Here is a 15,448-nt window from a genome sequence, read left to right as displayed (position 1 = left end):
CCGCGGGCTGCGCGCTCACAGCGAGGCCTCCGGGACCAGCGGCCGGTCCGCACCCGACGTACCGAGGTCCGGCGCCGGCAGTGCGCGTACCGCCTCGACGACCTCCTCGACGGTGATCCGGAGCAGCCGTTCGTCCGGCAGGTGACCGTGGGCGTCGCCGGGGCGGGGTGAGTCGTCGGCGCCGGGATGCCACAGCACGCGGTGGCGCGCGTGGGCGGGCGGTCCCCACAGCCGGGGGGCGACCGGGCCGAACAGGACGACCGACGGCGTGCCCAGCGCCGTCGCGAGGTGGGCGAGCCCGGTGTCGCCCACGACGACGCAACGGGCGTGTGCGACGAGCGCGGCGAGCTGGTCGAACGGCACATCGTCCGCGCCGCCCAGTACCGCGTCCGGCGCCAGCCCCGCCTCTGCCGCCACATACCGGGCCAGCGGCTCCTCCCCCGCACCGGCGGTCATCACGACCTCGTGGCCCGAGCCGCGCAGCGCGCCCGCCACGGCCGCGAACCTCTCCTTGGGCCAGCGGCGGGCCGCCGCGTCGGCGCCGGGGTGCACCACGACCGCGCCCGGGGCAGGGGAGGGCACCGTGGGTCGCGGGATCAGCAGGTCGTCGGGGTCCGCTGCGATGCCGTACCAGTCGAGCAGCCGGCACCAGCGCTCCCGTTCGTGTTCGTCGGGCCGCCATGAGGGGCCGGTGATGCCGGGCGTTTGTGGGTGCGCGTACGCGAAGAGCCGCCCCGGCCGCAGCCGCTGGAGCAGCAGGTGGCTCGGCGGGCCGTTGCCGTGCAGGTCCACGGCGATGTCGGGCTCGCGGCCGGTCCAGGCCAGCTCGCCCGGCACGGCGCGCCCGGCGGCGTACGCCGGCAGCAGCCGGTCCACCAGACCGGTCGCGGCCGCGGCGGCGGCCAGCCGCCCGGGCGCCGCCAGCACCACCTCGTACCCGGGCAGGCCGCGCCGCAGCGCCCGCAGAGCGGGCACCGCGGTCAGGAGATCGCCGAGCCCGAGCGCCCGCAGTACGAGCACGCGCGGTCGGCCCTCCCCCACGGCCTCGGCCTTCGGGCCCCGGGTGACCGGCTGTGGTCGTTTCGCGGCACTCATGTCGATGGACGCCTCTCCTCATTCGCGTCATGCGCGTCATGGGCTTCTGTACGGATACCTCTCCCGCGTCAGGGCGAAGAGGGCCGCACCCGTACGGCGGCCTGCGCGGCCCGGTGGGCCAGCAGGGTGGTGGAACGGCCGACGAGGTAAGGCAGGACGACCGCCTGTCCGCCCCAGGCACGCAGCACCTCCGCCTCGGGAAGGTCTTCGACGGAGTAGTCGCCGCCCTTCACCCAGACATCGGGCCGCAACCGGCTGAGCAGCGCGGCCGGTGTGTCTTCCTCGAAGACCGCGACGGCGTCGACGCTGCCGAGCGCGGCGAGGACCCGCAGCCGGTCCGCCACCGGGTTGAGCGGGCGTCCGGGGCCCTTGCGGCGTGTGAGCGACGCGTCGGAGTTGACGCACACGATGAGGCAGTCGCCGATACGCCGGGCACTCTCCAGCAGCCCGACATGGCCGGCGTGCAGCAGGTCGAAGCAGCCGCCGGTGGCGACCACGGTGCCGCCGCGCGCCCTGACCCGCTCCGCGAGCGCGAACGGGTCCGTCTCGGGGGCCTCCTCCTCGGGGCCGGACGGCGGCTCCGTCCGCCACAGCGCCGGGTTGCCCGCGCCACCGGCCGCCACGAACGCGGCGGCTTCGGCGACGGCCCGCTGTACGGCCTCCTCCGGGAGCAGCCCGTCGGCCAGTGCCGCGGCCGTCGCGGCGGCGAAGCAGTCGCCCGCGCCGCACGGGTCGCCCTGGGCGCGGTACGGCGCCGGGACGAGCATCGGCGTACCGGCACCGGGTCGGGTCAGCAGAACGCCGCGCTCCCCCAGGGTCACGGCGACGGCAGCCGCCCGCCAGCGCTCCGCCAGCTCGCCTCCGCGCAGGGCGTAGGCCCGCAGGGACTGGCCCTCGGCGGGGCTCAGCGCGCAGGCCTCCGCACCGTTCGGGGTGACGATCCGCGCCCCCGGCACGGGGTCGTCGCCCTTGAGGTGCGGATCCCAGACCAGCGGCGTGCGACGGGCCACGGCCTCCAGATGCGGCCGTACGGCGCTCGCGGTGTGGCGCCCGTAATCGGCGACGAGTACGGCGTGGGCCTGCGCCAGCGCCTCACGCACCGCGTCGTCCGGTTCGCCGGGCGTCCCGCCGCCGCGGTCGATCCGCACGAGCGGGCGGCCTCCCGCCAGTACCCGCGTCTTCACCGGCAGGGTGCCGTCCAGCGGGATCTCCACCAACCGCACCCGGCCGCGCAGGGCACGGCGTACGGCTTCGCTGGCCGGGTCGTCGCCGAGCGCGGTCACCAGGATCACCTCGCGGCCGCCCCGGGCGGCCAGCGCGGCGGCCAGTCCGGCCCCGCCGGGGTGGCTCTGGTCGCCGGTGACGTCGACGACGGGGGCGGGGGCGTCCGGGGACAGCCGGGTGGAGACGCCTTCGATGTCCTCGTCGAGCAGGACGTCGCCGACGACCACCAGGGGCTTGCGCGCGGTCATGACAGCCTCCGGTTGGCCGCGACGGGCCGGGCCGCCTCGGCCCGGCCCGGAGCGGGCGCCCCGCCCGCCGCGTCGAAGCATTCGCACAGCAGGTGTACGGCGACCAGGTGGGTCTCCTGCACGGTCGCCGTGGTGTCGGCGTCTACGCACAGGGCCTCGTCGGACGCCTCGGCCAGGGGGTTGGGACCCGGGCCTGTCATCGCCCATACGCGCAGTCCGGCGGCCCGGCCCGTGACCGCGGCCGTGATGAGGTTGGCGCTGCGGCCCGAGGTCGACAGGAGGACCAGGATGTCGCCGGGGCGGCCGTGGGCGGACACCTGCCGGGCGTACACCTGGTCGAACCCGTAGTCGTTGCCTATGGCCGTCACGCTGGAGGTCTCGGCGTGCAGGGCGATGGCCGAGTAGGCGGGGCGCTCCTGCCGGTAGCGTCCCACCAGCTCGGCGGTCAGGTGCTGGGCCTGGGCGGCGCTGCCGCCGTTGCCCGCGGCCAGCAGGCGGCCGCCGACGGGGAGTACGGCGGCGAGCTCGGCGCCCCAGGCGGCGAGTTGGCGAAGGCTCTGGCGGCGAAAGCCGGTGAGCGCGTCCTGCAGTGACTGGCAGTGCCGGTGCGCGGCGTCGAGTACAAGGGATTCGTTCATGCTGGTCGGGCGTACCGCGTCCGGGGGACGACGGCCGGACCCGCACCTCCTTCGGACATCGGTGCTGCGCGGTGGGCGGTGGGCGGTCGGGAACGCTTTTGTGGGTTCGGGCGTCAGATCGCCCCCGTCACGGCGGGCTGCGGCGCGAGTACCTCGCAGTACACGGACTCGGTGGCCGCAGCGACTCTCGCCCAGCCGTAACGGCTGAGGACCCGGCGGCGGCCCGCTTCCCCGCACGCCTGGCGCACAGCGGGATCGGCGAGCAGTTCGCCGACGGCGTGAGCGAGGGCCTCGGGGTCGCCGGGCGGCACCAGCCGTCCCGTGGCCGGGTCGGCGACGGTGTCGAGCTGCCCGCCCACCCCGCTGGCGACGACCGGCTTGCCGCAGGCCATCGCCTCCAGCGGCACGATGCCGAACGGCTCGTAGTCGCCGGGGCACAGCACCACATCGGCGGTCCGCAGGAGCGGCGCCACGTCCTCGCTGGGTACGCCGCCCAGGAAGCGGACCCGGTCGGCCACCCCGGCCTCGTGGGCGATGTCGCGCAGCCGGCGTACCTCCGGGTCGTCGTCGAGCCGGTCCGGCGCCGGTCCGCCGACCACCAGGAGTTCCGCGTCGGGGAGCCCGGCCAGCGCGGCGACGGAGATGGCGGCGCCCTTGCGGGGAACCAGGCGGCCCAGCTGGATCAGCCGGTGCCGGTAGGTTCCGTCCCGGTCGGCGACCGGCCCGTACGGCGTGAACTCGCCGGTGTCGACACCGCACGGCACGACGCTGACCTTGTCGGGGGCGATGCCCATTTTGCCCAGTTCGACGACCTCGTCGCGGCAGGTGGCGATCACCCGGTCGCAGCCCAGGCCCACCTCGCGCTCGCAGCCGATCCGGGCGGGCGGGCTGGTGTCGGCGCGCCGCTGGTGGCGTCGCTTCACCGTTCCGAGCGCGTGATAGGTGTGCAGGAGCGGGAGCCGCAGTTCGCGCGTCGCGTGGAGCGCGGCGAGCCCCGACATCCAGAAGTGCGAGTGGACGACGCCGGGCGGCCGTATCTGCCATTCCCTGGCCAGGAAACGGCCGAACGCCAGCATGTGCGGCAGGAGTTCGTCCTTGGGGATCTGCTCCGGCGGACCCGCGGGCACATGGTGCACCTCGACGCCCGCTCGCAGTGGCACCCGGTCCGGCAGGTCGCGCGAGTCCCGCCGGGTGTAGACGGTGACGCTGTGACCTCGGTCGGCGAGTGCGCCCGCAAGGCGCGCGACATGGACGTTCTGACCACCCGCGTCCACTCCGCCGAGGACGGCGAGCGGGCTCGCGTGCTCGGAGACGAGCGCGATCGACAGGGCGGCGGCGTTGCCGGGGCCGAAGCCGGTGCCGATGTTGATGGGGCCGAGGGATGTCATGAGCGCACCTCCGTCATCACACGCTCCCAGTCGTTCAGGAAGCGTTTGAGCCCGTACCGTTCGAGTGCTGCCTGGCGGCCGCGGGCTCCGTCCTCGGCCGCGGCTTCCGGTTCCTCCAGGTAGTGCCGGGCGGCCCGCGCGAGTACGTCGGGCCGGGTGGACAGCGTTCCGGTGCCGGGCGGGATCGCCTCGACCGCCTCGGTGGTGGCGAGTGCCACGACGGGCATGCCCAGGTGCATGGCCTCCAGCAGGGACAGACCGAGCGACGTCCAGCGCACGGGGTGCAGGTACAGCCGGCGCTCGGCCAGGGCCGAGTGCAGTTCGCGCTGGGGAAGGTCGGTGGCGTGCAGCCGGTCGTCGGGTATGCCGAGGTGCGCGGCCAGGCCCTCCGTACGCATGCCGAAGACATCCAGCGGCGTCGACTCGGACAGGGCGGGCAGCAGGTCCGTACCGGTGTAACGGCCGCGGCGGACCGGGTCGTTGACGACGACGGCGGCGCGCGGGAGCCAGCCGGTGTACTGGTGCCCCGGATCGACGATGCCGTGCTCGATGACCTCGGTGCGGGTGGAACCGTTGTCCCAGAACAACCGGTTGAAGTGGGTGACGTGGACGAGCGTCAGGTCGTCGCGGTCGGCGAACGGGTGCCGGGTGTTCGGAACGTCGCCGTCCGGTGCGTTGTGCTCCAGATAGACGGCGGGTACGTCGCGGCCGGGCCGGCGCCCGCCCAGCCACCGTTCGGCGAGTTCGAGCTCGTGCGGCCGCTGGAGAACGACGAGATCGACCGGCGCCTCGCGCAGCTGCTCGGGCGTCATCTCCTCTACGGAGTCGGGCCAGGTGAAGGTACGCGCCCGGCCGAGCCCGTCGGGATCGCGGGCGGGGGTGACGGGAACGAGGTAGGTGTGGGGTCCCTGGACGAACGCCGTGGTCCAGGAACCGTGTACGTGCCACAGCAGGATGTTCATGCGGTCGCTCCTCCTCGTTCCTTTTCGGCCATTTCGGATACGCCGCCGGGTACGCCACCCGGTACGGCCGGGCAGCCGGCTTCGAGCCCCGTACGGCCCCCGAGCGCGGCCACGGCGGCGAGCACCTCCGCGTCGCGGATCCCGTCGAGGCAGGGGTGCCCCGGAGCCGGACAGCGCCGCGCCCTGGTCCCGGCGCACGGCGCGGCCTGGTCACCGAGCAGCACATGCGGTACGCCGTACGGGCCCCAGCGCTCGGCCGGTACGACCGGCGCGAACAGCGACGCGACCGGTGTGCCCACCGCGGCGGCGAGGTGCGCGGGCCCGGTGTTGCCGACCACCGCGACGCGCGCTCCGGCCAGGACACCCGCCAGCTGGTGAAGATCGGTGGCCCCGCCGAGGTCGAGGGCGTGGTTTCCGGCCACTTCGGCGGTCAGGTCCTTCTCGGCCCGGCCGCCGGTCACCACGACGCGGTGCCCCTCGGCGGCGAGCGCGGCGGCGGCCCGCGCGGCGCGTGCGGCGCTCCAGGCGCGGGCCGGGACGGCGGCGCCGGGGTGCAGGACGACGTACGGGCCGGGTCCGGTCAGGTGGGCGGTGTCGGGCGGGGGGCTGATGCGCAGGGTCCCGTCGTCGCCGGGCGGCAGGGCGAAGCCGGCGGCCAGCGCCAGATCCAGGGCCGCCTCGGCCTCATGACGATGGGGCAGCCGGTGGTGCCGCAGGTCGAGCAGGGCTCCGGGGTAGTCCTCGCTGTCGGCGGCCGTCCATCCCACGCCGGCGAGTTTCAGCAGCAGGGCGGCCGGGAGGGGGCTCTGGTGGTACGAGACGAGCACCAGGGCACGGTCGAAGTGGCGGGCGGAGACCGCCTCCAACAGCTTCCGGGTGGCCTCGTTCGTCACCGGCGCCGGTTCGATCCCCACCCAGGGGGCGTCGTACACCAGCACCTCGTCGACACCGGGGAGCAGCCCCGCCGCCTGAACGCCGAGCGGCCCGCACAGCAGGGCGGTGTGCGAGGAACCGGCCGCGACGGCCCGCACGGCGGGGCCGGCGAGCAGTACGTCGCCGGCGCTGTCGAGGCGGACGACGAGCGTCCGGGGAGCGGTCATCGCCGGCCCCCTGGTGATGACAGCACGAGCCGTACCGCCTCGAGCAGGTCGGCGGCCGTCTCGTCGGCCGCCGCGGTCTCCTCGGGGCGGGTCATCGCGGTTGGTACGAGCACACCGCGCGCGCCGGCGGCGTGCGCTGCCGCCACATCGGATCCGATGTCCCCGATGACGACGCAGCGTTCGGCCGGCACCCCGAGCCGTTCACAGGCGGCCAGCACCAGACCCGGCGCGGGCTTGCGGCAGCCGCACCCGTCGTCGGGCCCGTGCGGGCAGACCGCCCAGACCGCGAACGGCCCGAGCAGGTCTTCCACCCGCTGCCGCACGGCTTCGACCTGCCGACGCGTCAAAATCCCACGGGCCACACCGGACTGATTGCTCACCACGCCCACCGGGATCCCGAGGGAGCGTACGGCGGCAACGGCTTCCCGCGCCGACGGCATGAGCTCGACCTGCGCCGGATCTCCGTTGTAGGGAACGTCGACAACAAGCGTCCCGTCCCGGTCGAAGAGCACCGCCCCCGGAACCTCCCCGGCCCACGCCGAGCCCGGGGCCCCACCAAGACGGGCATCCGCGAATCCGCCCGGCGTCAACGGCGCATCCAGGCGCACGCCCGCCGGATCGTCCGGCCGAGCACCGCCCGACGCCAACGCCACGTCCGAGCCTGCGGCCGCGAAGCCGTCAACGCATGCCTCCAGACCTCCGCCCGCACAAGCACCAAAGCGTCCACCCGAGCCAGGGCCCGAGGTCCCGCCCGACGCCAACGGCACGTCGGGGCCGGCGGACACGAACCCGTCCGCGCGACCCTCCGCACTTCCGCCCGCCCGAGCGCCAAAGCGGCCACCCGAGCGGAAGTCCGCAGACCCGTCCAGTGCCAACGGCACATCCGAGCCAGCCGACACGAACCCGTCCGCGCGACCCTCCGCACTTCCGCCCGCCCGAGCGCCAAAGCGGCCGTTCGAGCGGGGGTCCCGAGGCCCGTCCGGTGCCAACGGCACGTCCGAGCCGGCGGACACGAACCCGTCCGCGCCGGCCTCCGGACATCCGCCCGCCCGAGCGCCGAAGCGGCCGTTCGAGCGGGGGTCCCGAGGCCCGTCCGGTGCCAACGGCGCGTCCGGGGCGGCGGCCGTGGAGCCGGCAAGGCTGGCCTGCGGGGGCCCGCCGCGGCGGGCGGCCACGGGGCCGGTTGGAGGGCCGTCCAGCGGGCCGTCGAATACCCAGGGGCCGTTCGCGGGCCGGGGCGCGGGATGGCAGGTCATGGCCGCACCCGTACCTGGACCGGCTCGCGCGGTGCGCGCGGCGGGGCCGCGGCCTCGTGCGGGCCGAGCGGCAGCGCCCGGTAGTACTTGGCGTGGCCGCGCAGCCAGTGCCAGGTGGCGGCCGGTGGGATCAGGGCGCTGGTCAGCGCCATGGTCGCGACCTCGTCCCGGGTTCGCGGGCCCGGCGCGATCCTCGCCCAGGCGAATTCGGCCGTACCGGCCACCCATACGGCGGCGCAGGCCGCGGCCACGGCTCGCCGGCCTGCGACGGCGCTGGAGAGGGCCGTCAGCGCGGCGGCCGTCACCACCAGGTGCCGCGGCAGTCGCCCCCTCGGCGCGTCCGCCCGGCTCCACCAGTCCCGGCCGTGCCGCCGGTTCATCAGTACGTCGTCGGCGTTGCCCCGCTGCAGGCGTACGGAGACCATGCGGTCGGCGCGACGGACCGGATGGACCGTGCTGCGCCTTCCGGCGCTCACCGTCCAGCCCGCCGCCAGCACCCGCAGCGCGAGGTCCGCGTCCTCACGGAAGGCCCGCCGGAAGCGTTCGTCGAAGCCGCCGACGGCTTCGAGGGCTTCCCGGCGGTACGCCATGTCGGCGGTGATCCACCGCGCGGTGGCCAGCCCGGCGGTGTTGCGTTCCCAGTCCGTGGGCCGCCGGTCCAGCGGGAGCGGCACCGTGATGCGGGCGGTCACCGCTGCCGTTCGGTACGTCGTCGCCGCCAGGTCCCTGGCCAGGTCGTCGCCCCACGTGGGGCCCGGCACGACGTCGTCGTCCAGGAAGACCACCCACGGCACGGGTCCGGCTTCGCGCCACCCCCTGTTGCGTGCTGCCGCCGGTCCCCTCGCGCGGCCTGTCACCACGGTGGTGACGGGCCGCAAGGCCTCCGGAATGTCGACCGGCAGGGGCACCCCGCCGGGTTCGCGGCGGTCGTCGACGAGCACCACCTGCGCCGGCTGGGGACCGGCGGCGCCGGCCAGCGCGCGCAGGCACGCGCTCAGGCTGCGGCGTCCGAGCGTCGGAATCACCACGGCGTACGCGGGTGCGGGGGTATCCGTTTCCTCTCCGTACGGTGTCATCGCGTCGCCCCGTCGTTGTACGTGTCCGACGAGTGGAAGAACTCACCGCGCCGGATGGCGTACGGGCCGATCGCCAGCAGGTCGACGGGCGACGAACCGAAGCACTCCAGCGCGTCGCGCGGGTCGTCCACCATGGGCCTGCCCGCCGTGTTGAGGCTGGTGTTGACGACCACCGGCAGGCCCGTGAGCCGCTCGAATTCGCTGAGCATCCGCGCGACCAGCGGCTCGCGCGCCGGGTCCACGGTCTGGATGCGCGCGGTCCCGTCGACGTGCACGACCGCCGGGATACGGCCGCGCCACGCCTCGGCCACGTCGTGGACGAACAGCATGTACGGACTCGGCATCGGCCCGTCGAAGATCTCCGGGGCCCGGTCGGCCAGCACCATCGGCGCGACCGGCCGGAACTGCTCGCGGCCCTTGACGTCGTTGAGCCGTTCCAGATTGCCCGCGTGACCGGGATGGGCCAGCAGCGAGCGGTGGCCGAGCGCCCTGGGCCCGTACTCCGAACGGCCCTGGAACCACGCGACGATGGCGTTGTCCGCCAGCGCCTGGGCGACGGTCGCGGCGATGTCCGCCGGCCGGTCGAACGGCACGGCCGCCGTCTTCAGCCAGGCTCCGAGTTCCGCGTCCGACCAGTCGCGGCCGAGGTCCGCGCCGGCCATGGGCTCCGGCTCGTCCCCTCCGTCGGCGGCGAGCAGCAGGGCGCTGCCGAGCGCTGTCCCCGCGTCACCCGCGGCGGGCTGTACCCACACGCGGGAGAAGGGGCCTTCGCGGGCGATCCGGGAGTTCGCGACGCAGTTGAGCGCGACGCCCCCGGCGAGGGTGAGAACGCTGTCGTGCGTCTTGCCGTGCAGCCACCTCACCAAGTCCAGCAGGGTCTCCTCCAGGACGGCCTGCGCGCTGGCCGCGACATCCGCGTGGTCCTGCGTCCACGGCTCGTCCGGCCCGCGCGGCGCGCAGAGTTCGTGCCACGGCACGGCCGTGGCGTGGAACCCGCCGTCCCCCGTCGGATACACGTGGCGGCGCAGCTCGGGCAGCATGCGCGGCGTGCCGTGCGAGGCCAGCGCCATGACCTTGAACTCGTCCGAGGAGCGCAGGAATCCGAGGTGCTCGGTCAGCTCCTCGTAGACGAGCCCCAGTGAGTGCGGCAGGTCCTGCGCGTGGAACGCCTCGAGCCGGTTACGGATCCGGCGCGCCGCGAGGTGCGAGGCGCGTTCGCCGCGCCCGTCGAGCACCAGCACCGACGACGTCTCGGCGTCGGATGCCGCGAACGCGCTCGACGCGGCATGCGCCATGTGGTGCGGTACGAACCGGACGATGCCGGGGTCCAGTCCCGGCAGGGCGGCCTTGAGGAACGCGGGGGCCTGCCGGGCGTACGTCAGCCGCAGGTGGTCCCAGGGGTCGTCCAGGCCCATCGCCTCGGCGGCCCTGGCGAGTTCGGGGTCGAAGGAGTACGCCACCGCGTCGAGGTCCTGCGGGCGCAGGTTCGCGCGCTTCAGGCACCAGGCGGCGGCCTTCTCAGGCAGCTCCCAGGCGGAGAACGGCACCGGCCGCTTGCCGTGCTTGCGCCGGGAGAACCGCTCCTCCTCCGCAGCGGCGACGGTCCGGCCGTCGATGACGAGCGCGGCGGCGGGGTCGTGGAAGAGGGCGTTGATTCCGAGGATGCGCATGGGGTCCCAGGCCTTTCGGCGAATCGGGGCGAAGCCGGGCCGCGCCGGGGGCGCGGCCAGGAGGGCGTTCGGCCGGATCAGCTGTCCACGTGGGCGCGATACCAGGCGATGGTGCGGCGCAGGCCGTCTTCGGCGGGCACACGCGGCTCCCATTCGAGCTTGTCGCGGGCCAGCGTGATGTCCGGGCAGCGCACGGCGGGGTCGTCCGTCGGCCGTTCGATGAAGTGGATCTCGGAGCTCGACTCGGTCAGCTCGATGACGAGCCGCGCCAGTTCGAGCATGGTGATCTCGGTGGGGTTGCCGATGTTGACGGGGCCGCGCATGCCGTGCGCCGCCGCCGCGAGGATGCCGCGCACGGTGTCGTCGACGTAACACAGCGACCGGGTCTGGAGTCCGTCACCGGTGACGGTGAGCGGCTCGCCGGCGAGGGCCTGACGGATGAACGTCGGTACGGCGCGGCCGTCGTAGCCGCGCATCCGCGGGCCGTACGTGTTGAACAGCCGCACGATGCCGGTGTCGGTGCCCTGGGCGTCGGCCTCGGCGGTGGTCAGCGCCTCGCCGAAGCGCTTGGCCTCGTCGTACACGCTGCGTGGCCCGACCGGGTTGACGTTGCCCCAGTACCGCTCGTTCTGCGGGTGCTGCTGGGGGTCGCCGTACACCTCGGAGGTGGAGGCGAGCAGGAAGCGGGCTCCGGCGCCGTGGGCGAGGGCCAGGGCGTTGCGCGTACCGAGACTGCCGGCCTCCATCGTGTGCAGGGGCAGCCGCAGGTAGTCGGCGGGGGACGCCGGGGATGCGAAGTGCAGCACGAGGTCGGGCGGCCGGCCGACGTCGAACGGCTCGGAGACGTTGGCCTGCACGAGTGTGAATCCGGGGCGGTCGAGCAGCGCGGATATGTTCTCGGGCCGGCCGGTGCTGAAGTCGTCCACGCAGGTGACGGCGGCGCCGGCGTCCAGAAGCGCGGTGCACAGGTGCGAACCGACGAAGCCCGCACCGCCGGTGACGACGGCGTGTTCCCAGTCGTGTGAGAAAGCGGCGTTCATTTCGATCTCCTCTGACCCGAGCGTTGAGCCTCCGATCAGGATCAGCCTCCGCGAGCCATCGGGCGCGGTGATGTAGAGCATCCGAGTGACCTACGGAGAGTGAGGGCAAATAAGGGGCGGCTGCGGACGCGCGACGCGGGTACACCCGGTTACCGGTTTCCCCTTCGAGCACATGAGTGCCTACGGTTCTCAGTGGATGACGAAGCGCACGCGTCGAGGAGTGAGTACTGGCATGAGTACCCCGGACGACCTGCCTGTCCTGCGCACGCTCGACGACCTGACCCGTCTCGTCGAGCGGCACGATCACCTGTACGTACGCTGGTCGCGCGGCCCCGCGGCCGACCTGAAATCGGTGTCGAGCAAGGACGATCTGACGGGTGTCGCGATGCCGGGCCTGTCCGCGAACGCCCTGGACGTCGAGCCGTGGTGGGAGGACCGGCCGGTGCGGGTGTGGGTGGCCCGCCGGTTGCACGACTACTCGCACTTGCCGCGCGAGAAGGGCCCGGACGTGCACCCCTGGGCGCTGCGCGGACGGGAGACGGGCCGGGGGCCCGACAATGAGCCGCTGGTCGGGGACGTCGAGCCGGTCGGCTGGATCGACGTACGGGTGATCGAAGAAGCCACCGACGAAGTCGCCCGGCAGGAAGGCGTCTGGGGCACTCTGCGGCGTAAGGCTTAGCGGAGGATCCGCGCTTTGCTCCATCGCGGTGACAGCGGCCACGCGAGGTATTCGCGCACAGGGGCCGGGGCATATATCGGCCCATGAATGTGAACCCGATCGAAATGCAGAAGTCCCTCAACGGCGTGAGTTACCCCGCCTCGAAGAAGCAGATCATGGAGAAGGCGGAGAAGAACGGCGCCGGCCCGGAGATCAAGGAGGCGCTCAAGGGTCTGCCGGAAAAGGAGTACGACACTCCGGCGGCCATCAGCAAGGAAGTCGGCAAGTAATCCTGCCCCACCCGGACCGGTTTCGCTCAGCCGGTCCGCACCGGCCCGGGCTTCAGGCGGTCAGCGCCGGCCCGGGCTTCAGGCGGTCAGCGCCGGCCCGGGCTTCAGGCGGTCGAGAAGCCTGTCGTGGTGGAGCTCGGCCACGGGGGCGAGGAGATCGGGGTGGCGCAGAAGTGCGGCGGCCTGCCGGTCCCGTGCGTCGGGCGTGACCAGGCGACGGAATTCCGCCGGTGAACCCTGCGCGTACCGGGAGCCGGCGAGCGCGCTCACCGCGCCTTGGGCCAGGTCCGGGGCGCTGAGCAGGCATGCCGCCCAGCTCGCCACGACCTCGTCGACCCAGGTGCGCCACGCGTACGTGTCCGGGTCGTCGGCGGCCCCCTCGGCGCCGGTGACCCAGTCGAGCCGGGCAGAGCCCCCGGGCCCCGCCACGGACACCAGCCCGGCGTCCATCGCCGTCGGATAGCGCAGCCAGGCCGCGACCGTCACCGCCTGCCGCGCCTGCGCCTCGCAGAGGGCGGAGTCCATCACGCCGCCGCCGGACGGATAGGCGCGGGTCAGCCACTGAGCGGTCGCCGCTATCAGCGGGGAGAGATCTGCGGGCATGTCCGGCCGTCCGAATTCATCGGGAGAGAAGTCCGGAACGCTACCTCCCGGGACCGGCGGTGGAAATGGCGCGCGTCACGAGCCGACAGTGACCTGGACCACACCAACCAACAGAGGAGCAAAAACCATGGGAAACGGCGCGGACGTCATCACGGAATTGACCACTGACCATCAGGAAGTGGAGGAGCTTTTCACCAATATCGAGGAACTTCCGCCCGGCGACCGGCAGCGGAAGGTGTACGCGGACCAGGTCACCATGGAATTGGTCCGGCACTCGGTCGCGGAAGAGGCGTACCTCTACCCGGCGGTCCGCAAGCACGTCCCGGACGGTGACGCACTCGCGGACCGGGAGCTGGAGGACCACGCCGAGGCGGAGCGCACCATGAAGGACATGGAGAGCTGCGAGGCGGACGACCCGCAGTTCGACATGCTGGTGGGCAAGCTGATGACGGAGATCAGGGCGCACATCATGGACGAGGAGAACAACCTCTTCCCCCGGCTGCGCGAGTCCTGTTCCGCCGAGATGCTGAACGACCTCGGCGACAAGGTCCGGCAGGCCAAGAAGATGGCGCCGACGCGGCCGCACCCCTCCGCGCCCGACAAGCCGCCGGCCAACAAGCTGCTCGCCCCCGGAGCCGGACTCGTGGACCGGATGCGCGACGCCATGTCGGGCCGAGGCAAGAAGTAGCCCCGAGACCGCACAGCGGCCGATACGGGCCAGGACTCCGGCCGGGGGTCCTGGCCCGTGGTGTTCAGCCCCCGCGTCTAGGCGTGCAGGGTGGCGTCCAGCACCGTAACGGCGTTCCCGGTGAGGTGAACCCGGTTACCGCGCACGGCGGTACGGACCAGGCCACCGCGCACAGAGGCCTGCAGGCCGGTGAGCCCGTCACGGCCGAGGCGCCCGGACCAGTACGGCGCGAGCGCGGTGTGGGCGCTGCCCGTGACGGGATCCTCCAGGATGCCCTCGGCCGGCGAGAAGAAGCGCGAGACGAAGTCGTACGCCCGTCCTGCCTCGGCCGGGGCGGTGATGACGACTCCCCGCAGCCCCTCGCGGCGCGTCAGGGCGGCTACCGCGTCCAGGTCGGGGGTCACGGCGCGGACCGCGTCCTCGTCGGGCAGGACGGTCAGCAGGTCACCCAGCGCGCCCGTACGGAAGGTGGCCTCGGGCTCGGTCCCGAGTGCGTCGGCCAGTCCGTCCGGTACGGGCACTTCGGAGCCCGGGGCGGCCGGGAAGTCCAGCGTGATGCTGCCTTCCTCGTCGGTGTGCGCGAGGAGGACGCCGCTCTCCCGGCTGCTGAAGCGGACCGTACCCACCAGTCCACGCTCGGCGCGCAGCACGTGCGTGGTGGCCAATGTGGCATGGCCGCACAGATTGGTCTCGACGAGCGGGGCGAACCAGCGGATCGCCCAGTCGGCCTCGGCCGTATCGGACAGCGGGAGCGCGAAGGCGGTCTCCGAGTGGTTCAGTTCGGCGGCGACCTTCTGCATCCAGCCGTCGTCCGGCCACTCCCCGGCGGGCAGGAGACACACACCCGCCGGGTTCCCGGCGAACGGACGATCGGTGAAGGCGTCGACAACGTAGATTCGCATGCCCGCACCGTAGCGATGCCAATAGAAGCCCCGCCAAGTCCAATTTGGAATGAGTGGACTGTTCTGGCGGCCGCTGTGGTCAGTCCGTGGAAAGGGCTTCGAGAAGGTCGCCCACCTGCGGGTCGGGCAGGGCCCGCGCGACATCGGCCTGGGCCACGATGCCGACGAGGTCGTGACCGTCGATCACGGGCAGCCGGCGGACCTTGTGCGAGGTCATCGTGCGCAGGATCTCGCCGGCGTCGTCGTCGGCGCCGATCGTCACCGCCTCGCCCTGCGCGAGTTCGCCCGCAGTCGTCTTCGCGGGGTCCTTGCCGGCCCCCAGGACCTTCACGACGATGTCGCGGTCGGTCAGCATGCCCTTGAGCTTGTTGTCGGTCCCGCAGATCGGCAGGGCGCCGACGCCCAGCTCCGTCATCTTCCGGGCCGCGACCAGCACCGTCTCGTCCGCTCCGATGCACTCGGTGCCGGGGGTCATGATCTCTCTGGCAGTTGTCACGTGTCGTCTTCCCATCCTCGTGGCGAAGGGAGCCGCCCGGGGCTTCGCCACCCCGGGCCGGCTCCCTCACACTTCCTACGCCCGCCATCGGACAGCGGCCAACGCGCCACGTCG

16 protein-coding genes are annotated in these 15,448 nt (G+C 73.4%); 3 read left to right on the top strand and 13 right to left on the bottom strand.

The annotated features are described in order from the left end of the window. Positions 1-15 precede the first annotated feature (15 nt). From ABZX79_RS04735 to ABZX79_RS04690, 10 genes are all read right to left on the bottom strand, one after another. The gene (locus ABZX79_RS04735) at positions 16-1,095 is read right to left on the bottom strand and encodes a glycosyltransferase family 9 protein (RefSeq protein ID WP_355251582.1); all 1,080 of its coding nucleotides are present in this window, start codon (positions 1,093-1,095) and stop codon (positions 16-18) included. Between the two features lie 68 nt (positions 1,096-1,163). Beyond that, positions 1,164-2,567, bottom strand: coding sequence for a D-glycero-beta-D-manno-heptose 1-phosphate adenylyltransferase (gene rfaE2 / locus ABZX79_RS04730; RefSeq protein WP_355251579.1), 1,404 nt, complete (start codon positions 2,565-2,567; stop codon positions 1,164-1,166). Then, positions 2,564-3,205, bottom strand: coding sequence for an SIS domain-containing protein (locus tag ABZX79_RS04725; protein WP_355251576.1), 642 nt, complete (start codon positions 3,203-3,205; stop codon positions 2,564-2,566). The genes rfaE2 and ABZX79_RS04725 overlap by 4 nt, the downstream gene beginning before the upstream one ends. A gap of 113 nt (positions 3,206-3,318) precedes the next feature. Continuing rightward, complete coding sequence (locus tag ABZX79_RS04720) at positions 3,319-4,593, bottom strand: glycosyltransferase (protein ID WP_355251573.1); 1,275 nt, start codon at positions 4,591-4,593, stop codon at positions 3,319-3,321. Continuing rightward, entirely contained in the window at positions 4,590-5,555 is a 966-nt protein-coding gene (locus ABZX79_RS04715; RefSeq protein ID WP_355251571.1) for a glycosyltransferase, read from the bottom strand. The genes ABZX79_RS04720 and ABZX79_RS04715 overlap by 4 nt, the downstream gene beginning before the upstream one ends. Continuing rightward, positions 5,552-6,655, bottom strand: a complete 1,104-nt coding sequence (locus ABZX79_RS04710) for a glycosyltransferase family 9 protein (RefSeq protein ID WP_355251568.1) — start codon at positions 6,653-6,655, stop codon at positions 5,552-5,554. The genes ABZX79_RS04715 and ABZX79_RS04710 overlap by 4 nt, the downstream gene beginning before the upstream one ends. Continuing rightward, complete coding sequence (locus tag ABZX79_RS04705) at positions 6,652-7,245, bottom strand: HAD-IIIA family hydrolase (RefSeq protein ID WP_355251995.1); 594 nt, start codon at positions 7,243-7,245, stop codon at positions 6,652-6,654. Before ABZX79_RS04705 ends, ABZX79_RS04710 begins: the two co-directional genes overlap by 4 nt. Positions 7,246-7,907: 662 nt before the next feature. Beyond that, positions 7,908-8,987, bottom strand: a complete 1,080-nt coding sequence (locus tag ABZX79_RS04700; protein WP_355251565.1) for a glycosyltransferase — start codon at positions 8,985-8,987, stop codon at positions 7,908-7,910. Then, positions 8,984-10,657: a carbamoyltransferase C-terminal domain-containing protein gene (locus tag ABZX79_RS04695; protein ID WP_355251562.1), complete on the bottom strand. Its 1,674-nt coding sequence runs from the start codon at positions 10,655-10,657 to the stop codon at positions 8,984-8,986. The genes ABZX79_RS04700 and ABZX79_RS04695 overlap by 4 nt, the downstream gene beginning before the upstream one ends. A gap of 77 nt (positions 10,658-10,734) precedes the next feature. Then, positions 10,735-11,697, bottom strand: coding sequence for an NAD-dependent epimerase/dehydratase family protein (locus ABZX79_RS04690; protein ID WP_355251559.1), 963 nt, complete (start codon positions 11,695-11,697; stop codon positions 10,735-10,737). A gap of 232 nt (positions 11,698-11,929) precedes the next feature. Here ABZX79_RS04690 and ABZX79_RS04685 point away from each other — a divergent pair, with 232 nt between their 5' ends. Together ABZX79_RS04685 and ABZX79_RS04680 are read left to right on the top strand one after the other, a co-directional pair. Beyond that, positions 11,930-12,376: a DUF6098 family protein gene (locus tag ABZX79_RS04685; protein ID WP_355251557.1), complete on the top strand. Its 447-nt coding sequence runs from the start codon at positions 11,930-11,932 to the stop codon at positions 12,374-12,376. A gap of 83 nt (positions 12,377-12,459) precedes the next feature. Further along, positions 12,460-12,645, top strand: a complete 186-nt coding sequence (locus ABZX79_RS04680) for a DUF2795 domain-containing protein (RefSeq protein WP_355251554.1) — start codon at positions 12,460-12,462, stop codon at positions 12,643-12,645. 78 nt (positions 12,646-12,723) lie between these two features. On the opposite strand, the gene ABZX79_RS04675 is transcribed toward ABZX79_RS04680, so the two are convergent. Then, a complete protein-coding gene (locus tag ABZX79_RS04675; protein WP_355251551.1) occupies positions 12,724-13,248 on the bottom strand; it encodes a hypothetical protein in 525 nt (174 codons plus the stop codon). 127 nt (positions 13,249-13,375) lie between these two features. On the opposite strand from ABZX79_RS04675, the gene ABZX79_RS04670 reads away from it, so the two are divergent. Next, on the top strand, positions 13,376-13,936 hold the full coding sequence (locus ABZX79_RS04670; protein ID WP_355251548.1) for a hemerythrin domain-containing protein: 561 nt from the start codon (positions 13,376-13,378) through the stop codon (positions 13,934-13,936). Between the two features lie 77 nt (positions 13,937-14,013). On the opposite strand, the gene ABZX79_RS04665 is transcribed toward ABZX79_RS04670, so the two are convergent. Together ABZX79_RS04665 and ABZX79_RS04660 are read right to left on the bottom strand one after the other, a co-directional pair. Further along, positions 14,014-14,838: a PhzF family phenazine biosynthesis protein gene (locus ABZX79_RS04665; protein ID WP_355251545.1), complete on the bottom strand. Its 825-nt coding sequence runs from the start codon at positions 14,836-14,838 to the stop codon at positions 14,014-14,016. Positions 14,839-14,917: 79 nt separating this feature from the next. Then, positions 14,918-15,334 carry a CBS domain-containing protein gene (locus ABZX79_RS04660; protein WP_355251543.1) on the bottom strand — a complete coding sequence of 139 codons (417 nt, stop codon included), beginning with the start codon at positions 15,332-15,334 and terminating at the stop codon, positions 14,918-14,920. Positions 15,335-15,448: the final 114 nt, after the last annotated feature.

This window comes from Streptomyces sp. NPDC002994 (assembly GCF_040611155.1).
In the GTDB taxonomy this organism is placed as follows: domain Bacteria; phylum Actinomycetota; class Actinomycetes; order Streptomycetales; family Streptomycetaceae; genus Streptomyces.
Note: the sequence above shows the minus strand (reverse complement) of the source record. Positions and strands in the feature narration are given on the sequence as shown.